Annotated in this window: 15 protein-coding genes, 1 tRNA gene and 1 other RNA gene; 5 read left to right on the forward strand and 12 right to left on the reverse strand. The window is 30.9% G+C overall.

The window, feature by feature from the left end:
• Positions 1–36 precede the first annotated feature (36 nt).
• The 11 genes from sufB to prfB form a co-directional block, all read right to left on the reverse strand.
• Positions 37–1,497: a Fe-S cluster assembly protein SufB gene (gene sufB / locus A4A67_RS01330; protein WP_067569524.1), complete on the reverse strand. Its 1,461-nt coding sequence runs from the start codon at positions 1,495–1,497 to the stop codon at positions 37–39.
• A gap of 48 nt (positions 1,498–1,545) precedes the next feature.
• A complete protein-coding gene (sufA, locus tag A4A67_RS01335; RefSeq protein ID WP_067569527.1) occupies positions 1,546–1,923 on the reverse strand; it encodes a Fe-S cluster assembly scaffold SufA in 378 nt (125 codons plus the stop codon).
• Between the two features lie 357 nt (positions 1,924–2,280).
• Positions 2,281–2,409 carry an HU family DNA-binding protein gene (locus tag A4A67_RS01705; RefSeq protein ID WP_197638522.1) on the reverse strand — a complete coding sequence of 43 codons (129 nt, stop codon included), beginning with the start codon at positions 2,407–2,409 and terminating at the stop codon, positions 2,281–2,283.
• Positions 2,410–2,556: 147 nt separating this feature from the next.
• Positions 2,557–4,983 (reverse strand): phenylalanine--tRNA ligase subunit beta, encoded by a 2,427-nt coding sequence (gene pheT / locus A4A67_RS01340; protein WP_067569530.1) that lies wholly within the window; start codon positions 4,981–4,983, stop codon positions 2,557–2,559.
• Between the two features lie 19 nt (positions 4,984–5,002).
• Positions 5,003–5,989 (reverse strand): phenylalanine--tRNA ligase subunit alpha, encoded by a 987-nt coding sequence (pheS, locus tag A4A67_RS01345; RefSeq protein ID WP_067569533.1) that lies wholly within the window; start codon positions 5,987–5,989, stop codon positions 5,003–5,005.
• Positions 5,990–6,147: 158 nt separating this feature from the next.
• Positions 6,148–6,498 carry a 50S ribosomal protein L20 gene (gene rplT, locus A4A67_RS01350; protein WP_067569534.1) on the reverse strand — a complete coding sequence of 117 codons (351 nt, stop codon included), beginning with the start codon at positions 6,496–6,498 and terminating at the stop codon, positions 6,148–6,150.
• A 61-nt stretch (positions 6,499–6,559) separates the two neighbouring features.
• Entirely contained in the window at positions 6,560–6,751 is a 192-nt protein-coding gene (rpmI, locus tag A4A67_RS01355; RefSeq protein ID WP_067569536.1) for a 50S ribosomal protein L35, read from the reverse strand.
• A 63-nt stretch (positions 6,752–6,814) separates the two neighbouring features.
• Positions 6,815–7,363, reverse strand: coding sequence for a translation initiation factor IF-3 (gene infC / locus A4A67_RS01360; RefSeq protein WP_067569539.1), 549 nt, complete (start codon positions 7,361–7,363; stop codon positions 6,815–6,817).
• A gap of 15 nt (positions 7,364–7,378) precedes the next feature.
• A complete protein-coding gene (gene thrS / locus A4A67_RS01365; protein WP_067569542.1) occupies positions 7,379–9,301 on the reverse strand; it encodes a threonine--tRNA ligase in 1,923 nt (640 codons plus the stop codon).
• Between the two features lie 85 nt (positions 9,302–9,386).
• Positions 9,387–10,886: a lysine--tRNA ligase gene (gene lysS / locus A4A67_RS01370; protein ID WP_067569545.1), complete on the reverse strand. Its 1,500-nt coding sequence runs from the start codon at positions 10,884–10,886 to the stop codon at positions 9,387–9,389.
• Positions 10,887–10,895: 9 nt separating this feature from the next.
• Positions 10,896–11,991 (reverse strand): peptide chain release factor 2 gene (prfB, locus tag A4A67_RS01375; RefSeq protein ID WP_102134971.1). Its coding sequence is split into 2 segments (ribosomal slippage): positions 10,896–11,915 and positions 11,917–11,991, totalling 1,095 coding nucleotides; the frame shifts between segments, so codons are not numbered across the junction.
• 1,738 nt (positions 11,992–13,729) lie between these two features.
• Between prfB and rplM the strand changes: the two genes are divergently transcribed.
• The 5 genes from rplM (at position 13,730) to sbcB (ending at position 17,859) form a co-directional block, all read left to right on the forward strand.
• The gene (rplM, locus tag A4A67_RS01380) at positions 13,730–14,158 is read left to right on the forward strand and encodes a 50S ribosomal protein L13 (RefSeq protein WP_067569551.1); all 429 of its coding nucleotides are present in this window, start codon (positions 13,730–13,732) and stop codon (positions 14,156–14,158) included.
• A 15-nt stretch (positions 14,159–14,173) separates the two neighbouring features.
• Positions 14,174–14,566 carry a 30S ribosomal protein S9 gene (gene rpsI / locus A4A67_RS01385; protein WP_067569554.1) on the forward strand — a complete coding sequence of 131 codons (393 nt, stop codon included), beginning with the start codon at positions 14,174–14,176 and terminating at the stop codon, positions 14,564–14,566.
• 380 nt (positions 14,567–14,946) lie between these two features.
• Positions 14,947–15,822, forward strand: a complete 876-nt coding sequence (rsmI, locus tag A4A67_RS01390) for a 16S rRNA (cytidine(1402)-2'-O)-methyltransferase (RefSeq protein WP_067569557.1) — start codon at positions 14,947–14,949, stop codon at positions 15,820–15,822.
• Positions 15,823–15,887: 65 nt separating this feature from the next.
• Positions 15,888–16,258: RNase P RNA component class A (rnpB, locus tag A4A67_RS01395), an RNA gene on the forward strand.
• 167 nt (positions 16,259–16,425) lie between these two features.
• Positions 16,426–17,859: an exodeoxyribonuclease I gene (gene sbcB / locus A4A67_RS01400; protein WP_067569560.1), complete on the forward strand. Its 1,434-nt coding sequence runs from the start codon at positions 16,426–16,428 to the stop codon at positions 17,857–17,859.
• Positions 17,860–17,880: 21 nt separating this feature from the next.
• On the opposite strand, the gene A4A67_RS01405 is transcribed toward sbcB, so the two are convergent.
• Positions 17,881–17,954: transfer RNA gene (locus A4A67_RS01405), tRNA-Arg, on the reverse strand.
• Between the last annotated feature and the right edge of the window lie 654 nt (positions 17,955–18,608).

Here is an 18,608-nt window from a genome sequence, read left to right on the forward strand (position 1 = left end):
TCCTATAACTAGCTAGCATGTAGTACAAACTCCATTTTAGCCTACTCTGCGTTCAATACTTATAGCTAGTAATTTTTGTGCTTCTACAGCAAACTCTAGTGGTAATTCTGAAAATACATCCTTACAAAAACCGTTAACTATCATTGAAATTGCATCATCTTCACTAATACCACGTTGGCAGCAGTAAAAAAGTTGATCTTCTCCTATATGCGAAATTGTAGCTTCATGTTCTAATTTAGCTGTATTATTACGTGCTTCTACATAAGGGAAAGTATGTGCGCTACATTCGCTACCGATAAGCATCGAATCACATTGAGTAAAATTACGTGCATTATTAGCTGTGGGCATAATTTTTACTAACCCCCGATAAGTGTTTTCACTTTTACCTGCAGAAATTCCTTTAGAGATAATTGTTGAGTGAGTATTTTTGCCAATATGAATCATTTTGGTACCAGTATCGGCTTGCTGGTAACTATTAGTCATAGCCACCGAGAAAAATTCTCCTAATGAATTATTCCCACGAAGAATAACGCTAGGATATTTCCAAGTAATAGCTGAGCCAGTTTCTAACTGTGTCCAGGACATTTTAGAGTTAGCACCGGCACATAACGCTCGTTTAGTAACAAAATTAAGAATCCCTCCCTCACTTTTATTACCAGAAAACCAATTTTGTATCGTAGAATACTTTACTTTAGCATCTTTAAGCAAAATAACCTCAACAACAGCTGCATGTAGTTGATAGATATTATGCACTGGAGCTGAGCATCCTTCTATATAGCTGATAGAACTACCTTCATCAGCAATAATAATAGTGCGTTCAAACTGACCTATATTAGCAGAATTAATGCGAAAGTATGTTGATAGTTCCATCGGACAGTGTATACCTTTAGGTACATAAATAAATGTTCCATCAGAAACTACTGCTGAGTTTAAAGCAGCGAAAAAATTATCTGTATATGGCACTACACTGCCTAGATACTTACGTACTAAATCTGGATATTCATGAATAGCTTTATTAAATGAACAAAAAATAATACCTATTTTGGCTAGCTTCTCGCGATAAGTAGTTGATACTGAAACGGAATCAAAAATAGCATCTACAGCAACATTTCTACCTTCACGAACGGGTACTCCAAGCTTATTGAATGCCTGTTCTACTTTATCTGTAAGATAATTTTTAACATGTTTGGTACTACCAGACTGGTGTGGTATTATACCTGATTGTAACTGACAATTATCATCACAATTATTACAAGATGGTGCAGAATAGTAACTATAATAATTATAATCAATAGGATTATAATGGGCTTTTAACCAGTGCGGTTCTTCCATTTTTAACCAAGCATCATAAGCATTTAAACGAAATTTTAGCATCCAATCTGGATCATTACGTTTTGCTGAAATAGCACGTATTACATCTTCTCTTATACCATGCGCTAATTCTTCTGTTGCTAATTTTGTAAAGAAACCTTCTTTATAAGAACGATCATTTTTCATCAATAATTTAGTAACTTTAATTTTTTAAAAATAGTAATCATTTATCAATTAAAGGCCAAAACTTTTGCCACAACCACAGGTGTACTGCGCTTTGGGATTGTTAAATTTAAATACGTAGTTTATACCTTGCTGTATGTAATCTAAAACAGTACCATCAATAAAAGGCATCGCTTTTATCGACACATATAATCTCGCGCCATTAGTTTCATAAACTATATCATTGTTATTAATTTGTGTAACTTTTTCCAGAAAATATTTAAAACCAGCACATCCAGATTTTTTAATACTAAAACGTAACCCAAGCATAATTGAATCATCTTCCATTAATTTATTAATTTTACGTACAGCAGAATTAGTTAAGGTTACTCCGTGCCAGATATTATTTTCCATGGAAAATCTTTCCATGTTATTATCATCTAATTGCATAATTATTACCTAAGAACATTAGAAAATTATACTTCTAAAATTAAAATATTTATTTTCTTATTCAATAAATTTTTCTGTATATACTTATAGTAAGTATTATTAAATATTTATGAAAATAAAAAATAATTTAATATTTAATTAAATATAATGCATTAAATTTTCTGTTAGATGCAGAGATTTTAGAAAATCTTAATTCTTAAGATAAGCAAATTATTTATTTATCTAATCCATATCGTATTTATGTTATTTATATTTAAATAATAACAATATTATAAGTATATTTTTTAACAACTATTTTTTATTTGTCTGTAATAACTTAAGTTGTTATTAACAATTGAGATAGTTAGATCTATTAATCTACCTAGATAGATTATCATTGTTTCTTAATTTTTTACTGGGGCAGAAGGTTACTACCCTGCTGGCAGTAACAAAAAGAATCACTTGGCTAGTTTTAGGATTATATCCTGACCTATTATTTTTATTCAAAATAATTTATATATAACAAATATTAATTATTTTACTTAATTACCATTTGCTAATGCAAGACATTTATTTATAAAAATAATTTTACTATAATAGGAATCCTGTTTGCTTAATTTAATATTTTTAAATAAGTATTCTGAAATTCTAACTTTAATTAGAAACATAAGTTTCATTCCTTAAGTAGGCTTGGAATTTACTTTTTAAAGAAAAAATACATTTTTCAATAATTGCTGCAATTTCTTCTTCTTCAAGAGTATTATTTTTATTTTGCAATATTAAACTAATAGCTATGCTTTTAAAACCTTTTTTGATATTATTACCATGGTAGATATCAAATATATTTATATTAATTAATTGATCTCCAATAACATTTTTACATTCATTAATAATATCTGTAACAGCAATATTATCAACAACTACAATAGCTATATCTCGGCGATTAGTAGGAAATCGAGAAATATTACTTATTTTATGACTTTTACACTCAGCAACTATATTCCAGAGAAATTCAAAAACCAAAGTACGACTATTTAAATTTAACTTGGCCTCAAGTTCAGGATGAATCATACCTATAAAACCAATAAATTCATTTTTAATATAAATTGCTGCACTCTGCCCTGGATGCAAAGCTGGATGCTGTTGTACTTTAAATTCTATATCGTCTAATTTACCAGTAATATCAAATATTGCCTCAATATCGCCTTTAATGTCATAAAAATCTACTAATGGTTGTTCTTTATCAAAATCCCAGTGTTCATTAAATCTAGGACCAGTAATAACTCCAGCCAACATAAAATCTTGACGAATTCCCATTTCAGCTGTATTATCAGGAATAAAACGCAATCCGCTTTCAAATAAACGGATCCGCTGTTGCTGCCGATTCTGATTATAAATTAACGCATCAATAAGTCCGGTCCATAACGACAATCGCATAACGGACATATTTTTAGAAATAGGATTAGGTAGTACTAATGGAACCTGATGAGGATGAAACAATGCTTGTTTTTTAGGATCAACAAAACTATAGATAATAGTTTCATGATAGCCACGAGCTACTAGTAACATTTTTACTCTTGATAACTGTAGTGCTTCTTCACTAAAATGCGATATTTTTAAATTAGCACGTACTGGTACATTAGGAATCATGTTATAACCATATAATCTGGCAATTTCTTCTATTAAATCTTCTTCAATAGATATATCAAAACGCCAACTAGGAGCTGTAACTTTCCAAGAATCTGTTGCTAGGATGCATCTAACTTTGCAACCAATACTGGTTAAAATATCATTCACATCATTATTAGGGATAAAATGGCCAATTAGACGATCCAATTTTTTTCGGTGTAAATTTATAGTATTTGACTGTCTAAGTGATCTTTTAGATGTTCTATCAATAACTGGCCCCGGTTGTCCACCACAAATAGCTACTAATAGTTCTGTAACTCTCTCTATAGCTAAAGGTGGTAGATTTTGATCTACACCTCGTTCGTAATGATATAGAGTATTAGTATGTAATTCATAGCGACGAGCAGCACTAGTTATAATTAACGGATTAAAGAAAGCACATTCTAAAAATATATTACAGGTAGAAGAATAATTAATACTTGAATTAGCCCCTCCTAGAATCCCTGCTATTGCTAAAACTTTATTGTAATCAGCAATAACTAGCGTATCGGAAGCTAAAGTAATATTATTACCATTAACTAATGTTAGTTGTTCATTTTTTTGGGCATATCGAACTAAAATCCCGCCTTCAATACTATCAAAATCAAAAATATGTGTTGGTTGTCCTAGTTCTAATAGAACATAATTAGTGATATCAACTACAGCGTCTATTGATCGATAGCCGCTGCGGCGTAATTTTTCTTTCATCCATAATGGTGTTCTAGCGTTGATGTTTATATTTTTTACTATTCTTCCTAAATAGCGCGGACAAGCATTAGTAACTTCTACATAAATAAATATCTTATCGTTGATAACTGGCAATACTTTATGGATAATAGGTGGTTCGAAAGTAATACGATTATAAGCTGATATATCTCGAGCAATGCCTAACAATCCTAAGCAATCGGGGCGATTGGGTGTGATGTTAATATCAATAATGTTATCTTCAAGCTGAAGATAGTCACGAATATTTTTTCCTATGGGTGCATCTGCTGGTAGTTCAATTATGTCATGATTATTTCCATCAATACCTAATGTAGGAAATGAACACAGTATACCTTCTGATAGCTCATTAAATAATTTTTTAGCTTCAATATTCAAATTTCCAGGCAGTAAGGCACCTCTAGTTGCTACCGCTACTATTAAATCTGTGCGACAATTTTTTGCTCCACATACAATATTATGTAGTATTTTATCACCGATATCTACGGTATTAATAAATAATTTATTATTCTTGATATTGATGTGTGGCCTGCATTCAACTATTTTGCCGATTACTACACCAGTAAAACGTTTAGCTACTGGTTCTATGCTGTTTACTTCTAGTCCAATCATAGTAATTTGATCTGCTAATGTGTTACTATCGATGGTTGGGTTCACCCATTCACGCAGCCAAAATTCACTGAATTTCATGTGGTGATTTTATCCTTCTTTAAAATTTAAATTGTTTTAAAAAACGTAGATCATTTTCGAAAAAGGCGCGTAAATCTGTAAGATGATAATAAATCATCGTTAATCGTTCTATTCCTATGCCAAAAGCAAAACCAGAATAGATTTCTGGATTTATTCCAATATTACTTAATACATTTGGATGTACCATGCCACAACCAAGAACTTCCAGCCAATTACCGTTGGTTCTCATAACGTCTACTTCTGCGGAAGGTTCAGTAAATGGAAAATAAGATGGACGGAAACGAACTGGTATATTTTCGGCAAAAAAATTACACAGAAAATCATGTAGTGTTCCTTTTAAGTTAGTAAAACTGATATTAGTATCAATAATCAGTCCTTCCATTTGATGAAACATAGGAGTATGTGTATAATCATAATCGTTACGGTACACTCTTCCTGAAGTAATAATTCTCATTGGTGGTTTTTGCATTTTCATAATGCGAATCTGTACACCAGATGTATGAGTACGTAATAGTCTAGTATTATCTAACCAAAATGTATCTTTATCAGTACGTGCTGAATGATGTACGGGAATATTTAGTGCATCAAAATTATGATAATCATTTTCTATTTCAGGACCTTTTACTACCGAAAAACCTAATGTACTGAAAAAAGATTCAAGACGATTAATGGTCCAAGATATTGGATGAATACTGCCATTTTCCATACGTCGTCCTGGTAATGAGATATCTAAAGTCTCCGTGGCTATTTTTATATCCAATGCCAATTTTTCTAAAATAATTTTCCTTTTAGTTAATTCTTGTTTAAATTCCTGTTTTACTTTATTTATTATAGCACCTACTACTGGTCTTTCTTCAGGAGCTAAATATCGCAAAGCATGAATTTGTTGAGAAAAAATACCTTTTTTACCTAAATATTTGATGCGTATTGAATCTAATGTAGCAGTATCCTGAGACTGTTCAATTGCTTTTTTAGCCTGAGCAACAAAAAATTCAATTGTGGGCATTACTTCCTCTTTTTATTGAAGTTTATGGATTACTAATCCATACGAATTAATTTTTAATATAAAAAGCCTCCAACTGATGGAGGCTCAAGCACTTTTTTTAGTAAATTACAATAATACTAATCTCTATAAAAAATTTTTAACTTCTCAAGTAGTTTATATTAAATTTTTTTTGTTTTATCTACCAAACAAGTGAAGGCAGATTTATCAAATACAGCTATATCAGCTAATATTTTACGGTCTATATTAATAGACTCTTTTTTAAGCTTATTTATCAATTTACTGTAAGTAATATCATTTTGACGAGCTGCGGCGTTAATACGAGTAATCCATAACTGACGAAAATGACGTTTTTTTTGACGTCGATCACGATAAGCGTATTGACCTGCTTTTATAACTGCCTGGAAGGCAACTCTATAAATTCGAGAACGAGCACCATAGTAACCTTTTGCTTGTTTTAATATTTTTTTGTGACGGGCACGTGCTACCACACTACGTTTTACGCGAGCCATATAATATTAATATCTCCTAAAATTTTTATATTGGATCATTCAGAAGCTTATGTGTTTTAGTTTATACTAAACAATGCATAACTAAACTGAAATCATTTTTAGAAACCATAGATTTTGGATGCAAATGACGCTTACGTTTAGTTGATTTTTTAGTAAGAATATGACGCATATTAGCATGTTTATGTTTCAAACCTCCTGAAGCTGTTTTTTTAAAACGCTTAACAGCACTACGTACTGGCTTAATTTTTGGCATAAAATTTATTATTTCCTCATAATTTTAGGAAAAACGTAGGTTCTACGAAGTCTTCCTTACTTATTATTCTTTACACTGTTTCTTGGGTGCAAGAACCATAATCATTTGTTTTCCTTCTATTTTAGAAGGAAAGTATTCTACAATTGCTATTTTACTCAAATCATTACGAATACGGTTGAGAACTTCAATACCAATATACTGATGTGATATTTCACGTCCTCGAAAACGTAAAATAATTTTAGCTTTATCTCCTTCTTCAAGAAAGCGAATTAAGTTACGTATTTTTACCTGATAGTCACTTTTATCAGTACTAGGACGGAATTTTATTTCTTTAATTTGAATAACCTTTTGCTTTTTCTTTTGTTCTTTAGCTAATTTACTTTTTTCATAAAGAAATTTTCCGTAATCCATAATTCTGCAAACTGGCGGCTCTGCATTAGGGCTTACTTCAATTAGATCAACACCAGCTTCTTCCGCTTTTTCAATGGCTTCAGTTATAGTAACAATACCAATTTGCCTACCGTCTATACCTGTTAGACGAACCTCTGCGTTACGTATTTCTCTGTTAATACGATTAGAACGCACAGATGGAACTTTTTTTCCGCCTTTAATACTTTAGTCCTCCAGTTAATGTTGATAAAGATTATAATTACTAATTTCTTGCTTCAATTTTGCAATAAAATCATTAATATGAATTATACCTAGATTTTTACCGCGACTTGTACGTACTGCAACATTGTTTGTTGCTACTTCTTTATCTCCACAGACCAACATATAAGGTACTCTACGTAAAGTATGTTCACGAATTTTAAATCCTATTGTTTCATTTCTTAAATCTGCTTTTACTCGAATACCTTCTGCTGATAATTGTTCCGTTAATTTTACAACATATATTGATTGATTATCAGTAATGTTCATTATAACTACCTGTAACGGAGCAATCCAGGTAGGGTAAAAACCAGCATATTCTTCTGTTAGAATACCAATAAATCGTTCCATTGAACCGAGTATAGCTCTATGTATCATAACAGGAGCTATACGTACATTATTTTCTCCCATATAAAAAGAATTCAACCTACTAGGAAGAGAAAAATCTAGTTGTATAGTACCACATTGCCAGGATCGATTGAGACAATCAAGAAGTGTAAATTCAATTTTAGGACCGTAAAAAGCCCCATCTCCAGGTCTAGATTCAAAGATAATACCATTATCTATTAGTGCCGTAGCTAAATCATGCTCTGCGCGGCTCCAAATATCATCATTACCAATACGTTTTTCTGGACGAGTAGATAATTTAACTAATATCTTTTCAAATCCAAATGTACCATATATATTATATACCATTTGAATGCAATTGTTTATTTCATCTCTAATTTGATCTTCAGTACAGAAAATATGGGCATCATCTTGAGTAAACCCACGTACTCGCATCAATCCGTGTAGTGATCCTGAGGGTTCATTACGATGGCAACTACCAAATTCTGCCATACGTAACGGAAGGTCGCGATAAGACTTTAATCCTTGATTAAAAATCAATAAGTGTCCGAGGCAATTCATTGGTTTAATACAATATTCCCTATTTTCTGATGAAGTAGTAAAAATATTTTCTGCATAATTATCCCAATGGCCTGTTTTTTCCCATAACACTTTATCTATCATAAAAGGTCCTTTGACTTCTTGATATTTGTATAATTTCAGCTTCATTCGTAGAAATGATTCTAGTTCCTTAAAAATAATCCAGCCATCATTATGCCAAAATACCATCCCAGGAGCTTCTTCTTTTATATGATATAGGTCAAGCTGTTTACCAATTTTTCTATGATCACGCTTAGCTGCTTCTTCTAAATGTTGCAAATAAGTATTTAACTGTTTTTTATTCGCCCAAGCAGTGCCGTAAATGCGTTGTAGCATTTTATTTTTTTTATTCCCGCGCCAGTATACTCCAGAAGTTTTTTGAATAGAAAAATGTTGGCAAAAACGTATATTTGGAACATGTAGTCCACAACATATATCGATATATTCTTCATAATGATATAATTCTAAATATGTATTACGATTAAGCTCTTTATCTAGAAAATCTACTTTATAATCTTCTCCTCTAGTTACAAAAATATCTCGAGCCTGCTGCCAACTAACTTTTTCCTTAATAAGGTTATAGGATTTTTTAGCTAGTTGATACATCCGTTTTTCCAATAAATTTATATCATTTGTAGTTAAAGAATGATCAAGATCAATATCATAATAAAAACCTTTCTCGATAACTGATCCTCTTACCATTTTGGTATTTGGCCACAATTGTTTGATAGCATGTCCTAATAAATGAGCACAGGAGTAACGGATAATTTCCATACTCACTTCATCTTTAGCAGTCAGAATAACCAGTTGAGCATTGTGCTCAATAATATCAACAGCATCTACTAATTTTCCGTTAACGCGACCAGCAATACAATTCTTAGCTAGTTTAGGACAAATATCTCTAGCTACATCAAGAGTAGAAACTGGATTAGCAAAATTACGCTGACTTCCATTAGGAAGATTTATAACCAACATACTGATTTCCTTAAATTATACTCAGTACAAAATGAATATTTTCTATATCTCATGATTATTTTTTAATAATCATTTATGTTATTAATTATTTTTGCTTGGGACGCAAAGTAGGAAATAAAATTACATCACGAATGGTATGATTATTAGTCAATAACATAATAAGACGATCAATACCGATACCTAGCCCTGCAGTAGGAGGTAAACCGTATTCTAGAGCCATGATATAGTCTTCGTCATAAAACATAGCTTCATCGTCTCCATTGTTTTTAGCATGAGCTTGCTCTAATAAGCGCGCCGCTTGATCTTCAGCATCGTTCATTTCTGAAAAACCATTGCCAATCTCACGTCCTGCTATAAAAAATTCAAAACGATCTGAAAAAAAAGGGTTTTCATCATTACGCCGTGCCAATGGCGATACTTCAGCTGGATAATCAGTAATAAATGTTGGTTGTATTAGATGATTTTTAATTTTTTCTTCAAAAATTTCTGTCTGTAACTTACCCAGACCCCAACTTTTATTGACCTTGATTCCTATAGATTCAGCTATTTGGGTAGCAGATATCATATTTTCTATCATTGTTGGAATAATTTCTGGACAATAATTGCAGATTGCCTCTTTCATTGTTATCTTAGTAAATGGTTTGCTGAAATTTAATTTCAGATCACCATACTGAATAAAGTTAGTTCCTAGTACTCTTTGTGTTACAGTTTTTAAAAAATTCTCCACAAAGATAATTAAATCTAGATAATCAGCATAAGCTATATAAAGTTCCAACATAGTAAACTCCGGATTATGTCGTGGAGACAATCCTTCGTTGCGAAAGTTACGGTTAATTTCAAATACACGTTCGAAACCTCCTATTACTAATTGTTTTAAATAAAGTTCTGGTGCTATACGTAAATACATATCAATATCTAGCGCGTTATGGTGTGTAATAAAAGGACGAGCGTTAGCACCACCAGGAATAGTTTGCATCATTGGCGTTTCTACTTCCATAAAATCATTATCTATCATAAAACGACGAATTTCTTCTATGATACGAGAACGAATTTTAAATGTTTGACGTGATTTTTCGTTAGTAAGAAGATTAAGATAACGTTGTCGATATCTATTTTCTTGATCAGCTAGCCCATGAAATTTATCTGGAAGTGGACGTATTGCTTTAGTAAGCAGTCTAATTTCTCTACAATGTACAGATAATTCTCCAGTACGTGTTTTGAATAACCTGCCACGTGCTCCTATAATGTCTCCAAGATCCCATTTTTTGAATTGCTCATTATATTGAGCTTCATATATATCGTTGCAGGTAACATATAGCTGAATTTCTCCTCCCATATCTTGCAAGGTAGCAAATGATGCTTTTCCCATAATGCGGCGTGTCATCATTCTACCAGCAATACTGACTTCTATATTTAAATATTTAAGCTCTTTATTATTTTTATTACCATAGGTATTATGTAGCTGGTTTGAAACAGCATTTCTTTTAAAATTATTAGGAAAAGCAATACCATGCTTGCGCAGTTGTGTTAGTTTTTCATACCGCGACCGTAGTTCTTCATTACTATTATGATGTAAATGAGACATATAAGTTCCTTATAATCCTGATTTAAGACTCGCTTCAATAAATTTATCTAAATTCCCATCTAGTACTGACTGAGCATTACGTGTTTCCATACCAGTACGTAGATCCTTAATGCGAGAATCATCAAGTACATACGAGCGAATCTGGCTACCCCAACAGATATCAGATTTAGTTTCTTCAATAGCTTTTTTTTCAGCATTTTTTTTCTGTAGCTGAAATTCATATAGTTTCGCTTTAAGCTGTTTTATTGCTTGATCTTTGTTTTTATGCTGAGATCTATCGTTTTGGCACTGAGTAACAATATTAGTTGGTAAATGGGTAATTCTTACTGCAGACTCGGTTCTATTAACGTGCTGACCACCAGCCCCGGAGGCACGATAAACATCAATGCGTAAATCTGCTGGCTTAATCTCTATATGAAGATCATCATCTACTTCTGGATAAATAAAAGCAGAGCTAAAAGATGTATGACGACGCCTACTAGAATCAAACGGACTTTTACGTACTAAACGGTGCACACCAGTTTCAGTACGTAACCAACCGTAAGCATATGGTCCTATTACCTTAATAGTAACTGATTTAATACCAACGACTTCTCCTTCTGATTCTTCTATAATTTTTGTTTGAAAACCATGTAATTCTGACCATCGTAAATACATTCTAAGCAACATGCTTGCCCAGTCCTGCGCTTCAGTACCACCAGATCCTGCTTGAATATCTACATAGCAATCGGCACTATCGTACTTTCCAGAAAACATCCTGCGTAATTCTAACTGTTTTAATTTATCTTCTAAAAGATTCAGTTCTTTTTGGATATCTCTAAATATTTCTTTTTCTTCTTCTGACGCTATTTGAAATATTTCTGTGATATTTTCTAAATCATGAATAAACTGATCAATAGTTTTAACAATATTATCTATAGATGAACGTTCTCTGCCCAGTAATTGCGCTATTTGGGGATTATTCCATATTTCTGGTTGTTCTAACTGGAATTTTAATTCTGCAAGACGTTCTTTTTTCAGATCATAATTAAAGATACCCCCTTAGAATTTCTATTCTTTCTGATAGATTTTGAATACGGTTTTTTACTAAATTCATTTCAAACATAAACTAATGTTTTCCTTAACAAAATATATATCATAACTATAAATAGAATCTATAAGTCTCGCAAATATATATGATAATCTTATAAAATATCGATCGACTACTAGCCGGCAGAAATTTAATAAAGATATTTATGTATCGTAATTTTCTAGATTCTACAAAATAATAATTAGAGTAATAAAGACCTAAAATTAATTTTAGGTCTTCTTAATAAGAAGAATGAGATTCTATAAGTTCAATTTAACAGATGCTGATAATATTGTAGTTTTTTGAGGAAAATACGTTCTTGTAATCATAGAAAAATATTAGTTTCTCCCCTAACGATATTAAGCGCTATTACTGCCTATTTTTATCTCAAAATTTACGTAATGGAGAGATAATTTTGTATTTTTTCATGATGCCAACTCTTATATCACCTTTTTGCCAACAAATTAAGGCTACAGATTTTACTTGAATACCTTTTGTGCTGTCTTTTAATTTACTGTTACGAAAAATAGAGGCACCTTGTAGTTCTGAGAATATATTCTTTATTCATAGTAGCAAAGATACTTTCATCCCGAATTACTAATACAGTTTGCAATTTACTATGGCGTAGCAAACCTATTTTTATAGTTTTTCCAGTAGTGGTTGTACCAACTTTTACTCTTAGTTCAGCAAAACTATTAAAACTATTTTATCAATAGTTGGACTCGAAAAAGTATTATACTAATATTTTGCTCTGCATGTTAAAATAGGTAATGAAAAAAATTCAATATATTTATTGTAATTTTGTTTAATTTTAATTTATTTTTTACTACTTATGTAGTTAAGTTCATATTGATGGCATTAATAATAATTGATAACTTTAAGAAATATTATATATTTTCTTTTAAATTATAAAATCTATCTCGTATTCATTATTTTCTACATTAATTGTGTAAAATTTTCGTCTTACTTTAAGTATTACTATTAACTATAGTAGAGAAATTTTTTCTAGAATAAGAATAATTTCTCTAATCTAAGAGAGATATTAAGCTCAGCTACATCAATATTAAATTAATAATGCTGCTTTTACTTTATCAGAAAAAATAATTACTAAAGATACTTCGCTGGTTAGTTGAATATTTTTATTTTGAACTAACGAAAATATTTATACTAAATAGTATTTTTCTAAAGTAGGTAGTATTCAAAAATTTTTATAAAGTATAATTTAACTATCTTAATAGTTCAATTATAATCAAGTGAATTTATTCATAATTAATTATTTAAAAAACTATTTTTAGCGTATCAGTTAGCTATTATTAGCTTCTAATTGAATTTAGTATCTTACTATAAGTAACTTAGTTATCTAAAATAAGATGAGCCATTCTATTAGAATATTTTTTTATAATAGAAAGATGATATTTTTATCAAGATATCATCTTCAAGTAACATAAATATTGTATTAGTATGAGAGGATAGATTCAAATTTAAAGTAGTATTAATACTGTCTATTTCATTTAGAAGAGCAACAAAATTTAAATGAAAAATATTGAGAAAATATAAAATTACTATATTAACTACAGTAAAGTAAAACTTAATCTAGTTTTAGAATTGAAGTATTTATAATAAATCATTTATATATTTAAAAATAAAAATTAGTTATAATACTTGCTATTTTAGCAAGAATAATTTTTTAATTACCAATTAGTGTAACTAGAATAAATTTAAATCTTTAGATGTTTATTAATTAACGTGTAATTTAATATTTAGGTAATAGTTTATGAAAACTTTTATAGCAAAACCAAAAATGATTAAACATGACTGGTATATTCTTGATGCTAAAGAAAAAATTCTTGGTCGTATAGCTACCGAAATAGCTTTTAGGTTACGTGGGAAGCATAAAGCAGAATATACGCCACATATAGATATTGGTGATTATATTATTGTATTGAATTCGGAACAAGTAGTAGTCAGCGGTAACAAGTATAATAATAAGATTTACTATCATTATACTGGCCATGTAGGTGGTATTAAACAAGCTACTTTTAAAGAGATGATGAATCGTCATTCTGAGCAAGTTATTGAAATTGCTGTTAAAGGTATGCTACCAAAAGGACCGTTAGGTCGTCTTATGTTTCGTAAATTAAAAGTTTATAAAGGTACTGAACACCATCATTCAGCACAACAACCTAAATTTCTAAATATTTAATTGGAATTATCAATAATGGTTATTAATCAATATTATGGTACTGGTCGTCGTAAAAGTTCTTCTGCTCGTGTTTTTATTAAGGATGGTAATGGCAATATTATTATTAATCAACGTAATTTAGATCAGTACTTTGGTCTCGAAACTACCAGAATTATGGTTTGTAAACCCCTAGAATTAGTAGACATTAGAGGTAAAATAGATCTGTATATTACTGTTAAAGGCGGGGGGATATCTGGTCAAGCAGGAGCTATTCGTCATGGTATTACTCGGGCATTGATAGAATATGACGAAACTTTACGTACCATTTTGCGTAAAGCTGGTTTTGTTACTCGTGACTCACGTCAAGTGGAACGTAAGAAATTTGGTCTGCATAAATCACGCAGACGTCCACAATTTTCAAAACGTTAAATTTCTATTCTAGAAAATTTAATTTAGGGATAATGAGAGAAATAAGTAATTTCCTGTTTATAAGGAAGACAGGTACAGTATCAATAATCCTTTAGTAATTTTGCTGTAAATAATTGATTTTTAACAGAATCATAAGAATACAGAATCTTCTGAAGAAAAACTGTCTCTCCCATTATATGCTACTGGTTATAATTGAGGTAATACCTAACTAGTCAGTAAATTTACTGAAATAATATATATTAATAGTGATAGGGAAAATATTAATTGCATATACTAAAATTATATTTTTCTATATTTAAAATTGTTTATTAGAGAAAAAATTCTTCAAATATTTTTGTATTTATTAAAATTTTATAAAAATAAATTTTTTTTAAATAAAAATGAATCAATACCAGAAAATAAATATCTCTACATCAACGCTATATATAGTACCTACTCCAATTGGTAATTGGGGAGATATAACTTATCGATCTTTGTCTGTACTGCAAGGTGTTGATCTTATTGCAGCTGAAAATCCCTATCATACTGGTCTATTATTACAACATTTTGCTATAAATGCTAAATTATTTACATTTCATAATTATAATGAACAACAACAAACCCCCATTTTATTAGAGCATCTAAAAAATGGAAAAAGTATAGCGTTAGTTTCAGATGCTGGTACTCCACTTATTAATGATTCTGGATATCATCTTGTGCGTCTTTGCCATGAGTATCGTATCCGCATAGTGCCATTACCAGGTGCTTGTGCAGCTATTACTGCGATATCAGCTTCTGGACTACCATCTAATCGTTTTTGTTATGAAGGTTTTATTCCTACAAAACGTAAAGCACGCCTTGATTTTTTACAATCGCTAGCTCAAGAATCACGTACAATGATTTTTTATGAATCTACACATAGACTACTAGAAAGTTTGATAGATATGGTTATAGCTTGGGGTCCTTTGCGCTATATTGTTCTCGCAAGAGAATTAACTAAAAAATGGGAAACAATTTATGGATCACCTGTTAGTAAACTTATAAGTTGGATAAATGAGGACCCAATGCGCTGTCGAGGAGAAATATCTATTATAGTCAAAGGTTATCAAGAACAAGAAAATGTGTTATCTACAAAATATTTACGTACATTATGGATGTTACTGGAAGAATTACCTCTAACAAAAGCAGTATCGATGGTAGCTAAAATACACGGTGTAAAAAAAAATATAATGTATCGTTATGCTCTTGATTGGAAAAAAAAACGTAAAGTTTTTTAATAACTTAAATTATAAAATATTACAATATAGATGACAATAATATTAAAATACTTATAATAATTTTTAGAGTTGACCAGACAGTCGCTGCTTTGCTTGAAACTATTAGTCAAGAGTAAGTAGAGGAAAGTCCGGGCTCCATTGGGTATGGGTGCCAGGTAACGCCTGGGAGGTGTAAATCTGCGACAAGTGCAACAGAAAATAAACTACCGATGGTCCCAAATGGATCAGGTAAAGTTGAAAAGGTGTGGTAAGAGCGCACCGCGCGACTGGTAACAGTTTGCGGCAAGGTAAACTCCACCCGGAGCAAAGCCAAATAGGGGTTCATATGGTATGGCCCGTACTTGAACCCGGGTAGGCTGCTTGAGTTATCGTGTGAGCGATAACCTAGATGAATGACTGTCCACGACAGAACCCGGCTTAAAGGTCAACTCTATTATTTTATTTTTAGTATCTTGTTGTATGTAGTAGCATAACTACTACAGTAATTACTGTTTAACTAACTAGTTTGAATCCATATTTGAAAAAAGTTATTAGAAGTATTCATTTTCCAATGAGAATTTTATCTAATTTTGAAATAGTAGATAATAATTAAGAAGGGATCATATGATGTCTCTAATAGATAAATATACATTTTTGATCCACGATTATGAAACCTTCGGTAAACATCCTACTTTTGATAGACCAGCACAATTTGCAAGTATTCGTACTGACAGCAATTTTAAAATAATAGAAGATCCCAATATCTTTTTTTGCCGTCCTACTAATGATTATTTACCGGATCCTGAAGCAGTACTCATTACTGGAATTACACCTCAACAAGCATTACGTAATGGTGTTAATGAAGCCGAGTTTGCTAGACATATTAATAAATTATTTTGTGTTCCTGATACTTGTATCTTAGGATATAATAATATTAACTTTGATGATGAAATTAGTCGTAACTTATTTTATCGTAATTTTTACGATCCTTACAGTTGGAGTTGGCAGCAGGGTAATTCTAGATGGGATTTATTAAATGTTGTACGTGCTTGTTATGCTTTACGGCCAAATGGTATTGAATGGCCATTCAATAATGAAGGTAAACCTAGTTTTCGTTTGGAACATCTAACTAGTGCTAATAATATTGAACATATTAATGCTCATAACGCTATGGATGATGTTTATGCTACACTAGCTCTAGCTAAATTAATACGTCAAGCACAGCCAAAATTATTTTACTATTTATACCACCATCGACGTAAGCAACAGTTGAAAAAACTTGTCAATGTTACAACAATGAAACCTCTAGTTTATGTGTCAAGTTGTTTGGGAGCTTCTCGGGGTAATACTACTTGGATAGCACCTATAGCATGGAATCCATATAATTCTAATGAACTTCTTGTGTGTGATCTAAGCGGAGATATACGAATTTTAGATAATTTAAAAACCCATACACTAGATGCTGATTTCTATTCTAAAAATAGTACTGTAAAAAATAATACCACCACGGTGCCATTAAAGCTAGTACATCTCAATAAGTGTCCGGTTTTAGTACCAGCTAATACACTTCGTTCTATAGATGCCGATAGATTAGGTATCCATAGACAGCAGTGTCTAGATAATTTAACTTGGTTGCGCTTGCAGCCAAAAATTAGAAAAAAGGCATTAGCACTATTTTCCGAACATGAAAATTTTATGTCGTCTGATGACGTAGATACGCAGTTATATAACGGATTTTTTAATGATACAGATCGTGCATCAATGGATATCATCCTTGCCACTGCACCCCAAAATTTACCAGCACTTAATATTGATTTTATCGATCCTCGTATAAAATCATTACTTTTTCGTTATCGGGCACGTAATTTTTCTTATACGTTAGATTACGATGAACAAATTTTTTGGTTAGAACACCGCAAAAAAATATTTACACAACCACGTTTAATAACGTACATACATAAATTAGAGATGTTGTATTTAGAAAATAAAGATGATATGCAAAAAGCAAGGCTACTACGTGCACTTTTTATATATTTACATAAAAATAGCTATTATTAATAATAAATAGTATTCAAATAATACGCCCTACTGGATTCGGACCAGTGACCTACGGCTTAGAAGGCCGTTGCTCTATCCAGCTGAGCTAAGGGCGCATAACTCTCTACTATAGATAAAATTTTACCTTAAAAATAAATATATTGTTATTCCTATTTTTTACTAGGATATATTGTGATTCTATATTGTAAATAAAAGTATACTTTTGCTAAAAATAGAGCAATAAGAATGAGATTAATAATTTTATAGCCAAACTTACTTAAGTAAGTAGTATTATAGTTCAGTTTTCTCAAATATCAAGAATGAAATTTAGGTTCAGGAACATCTAAAGATGGGAACGCGCGTACCTAATATTCATTATTGTTGAATAATTTTGCATTACAAATTTATATGACTACTAATAAGCGTTACATATGTGTAAAAATATAAATATATATGGTTTCTATTTTACTAAAATTTTTCCAGTTTAATAAACTAAACCACGATAAATTACTAATTTTCATTGGTTGAACACAGATCGAAAATAGATTGTATTTGAGTGCCGCAATCAATTTTTGATTTAAATTTCATTAGTATACTAAAAGTACGTAATCTAGAGATAGTTTTCATTTCTATAATATTCCTTGGTATATATTCATAATATATACTTATTAATTATTATTTAGCATAAACCATATTTTATAGTCAGTGATAGATTTAAAACCTATGAATATTGAATTTATTAGTTGTCTGTTGTACTCACTGTTTAACAC

Source organism: Candidatus Mikella endobia, from assembly GCF_900048045.1.
GTDB lineage: Bacteria > Pseudomonadota > Gammaproteobacteria > Enterobacterales > Enterobacteriaceae > Mikella > Mikella endobia.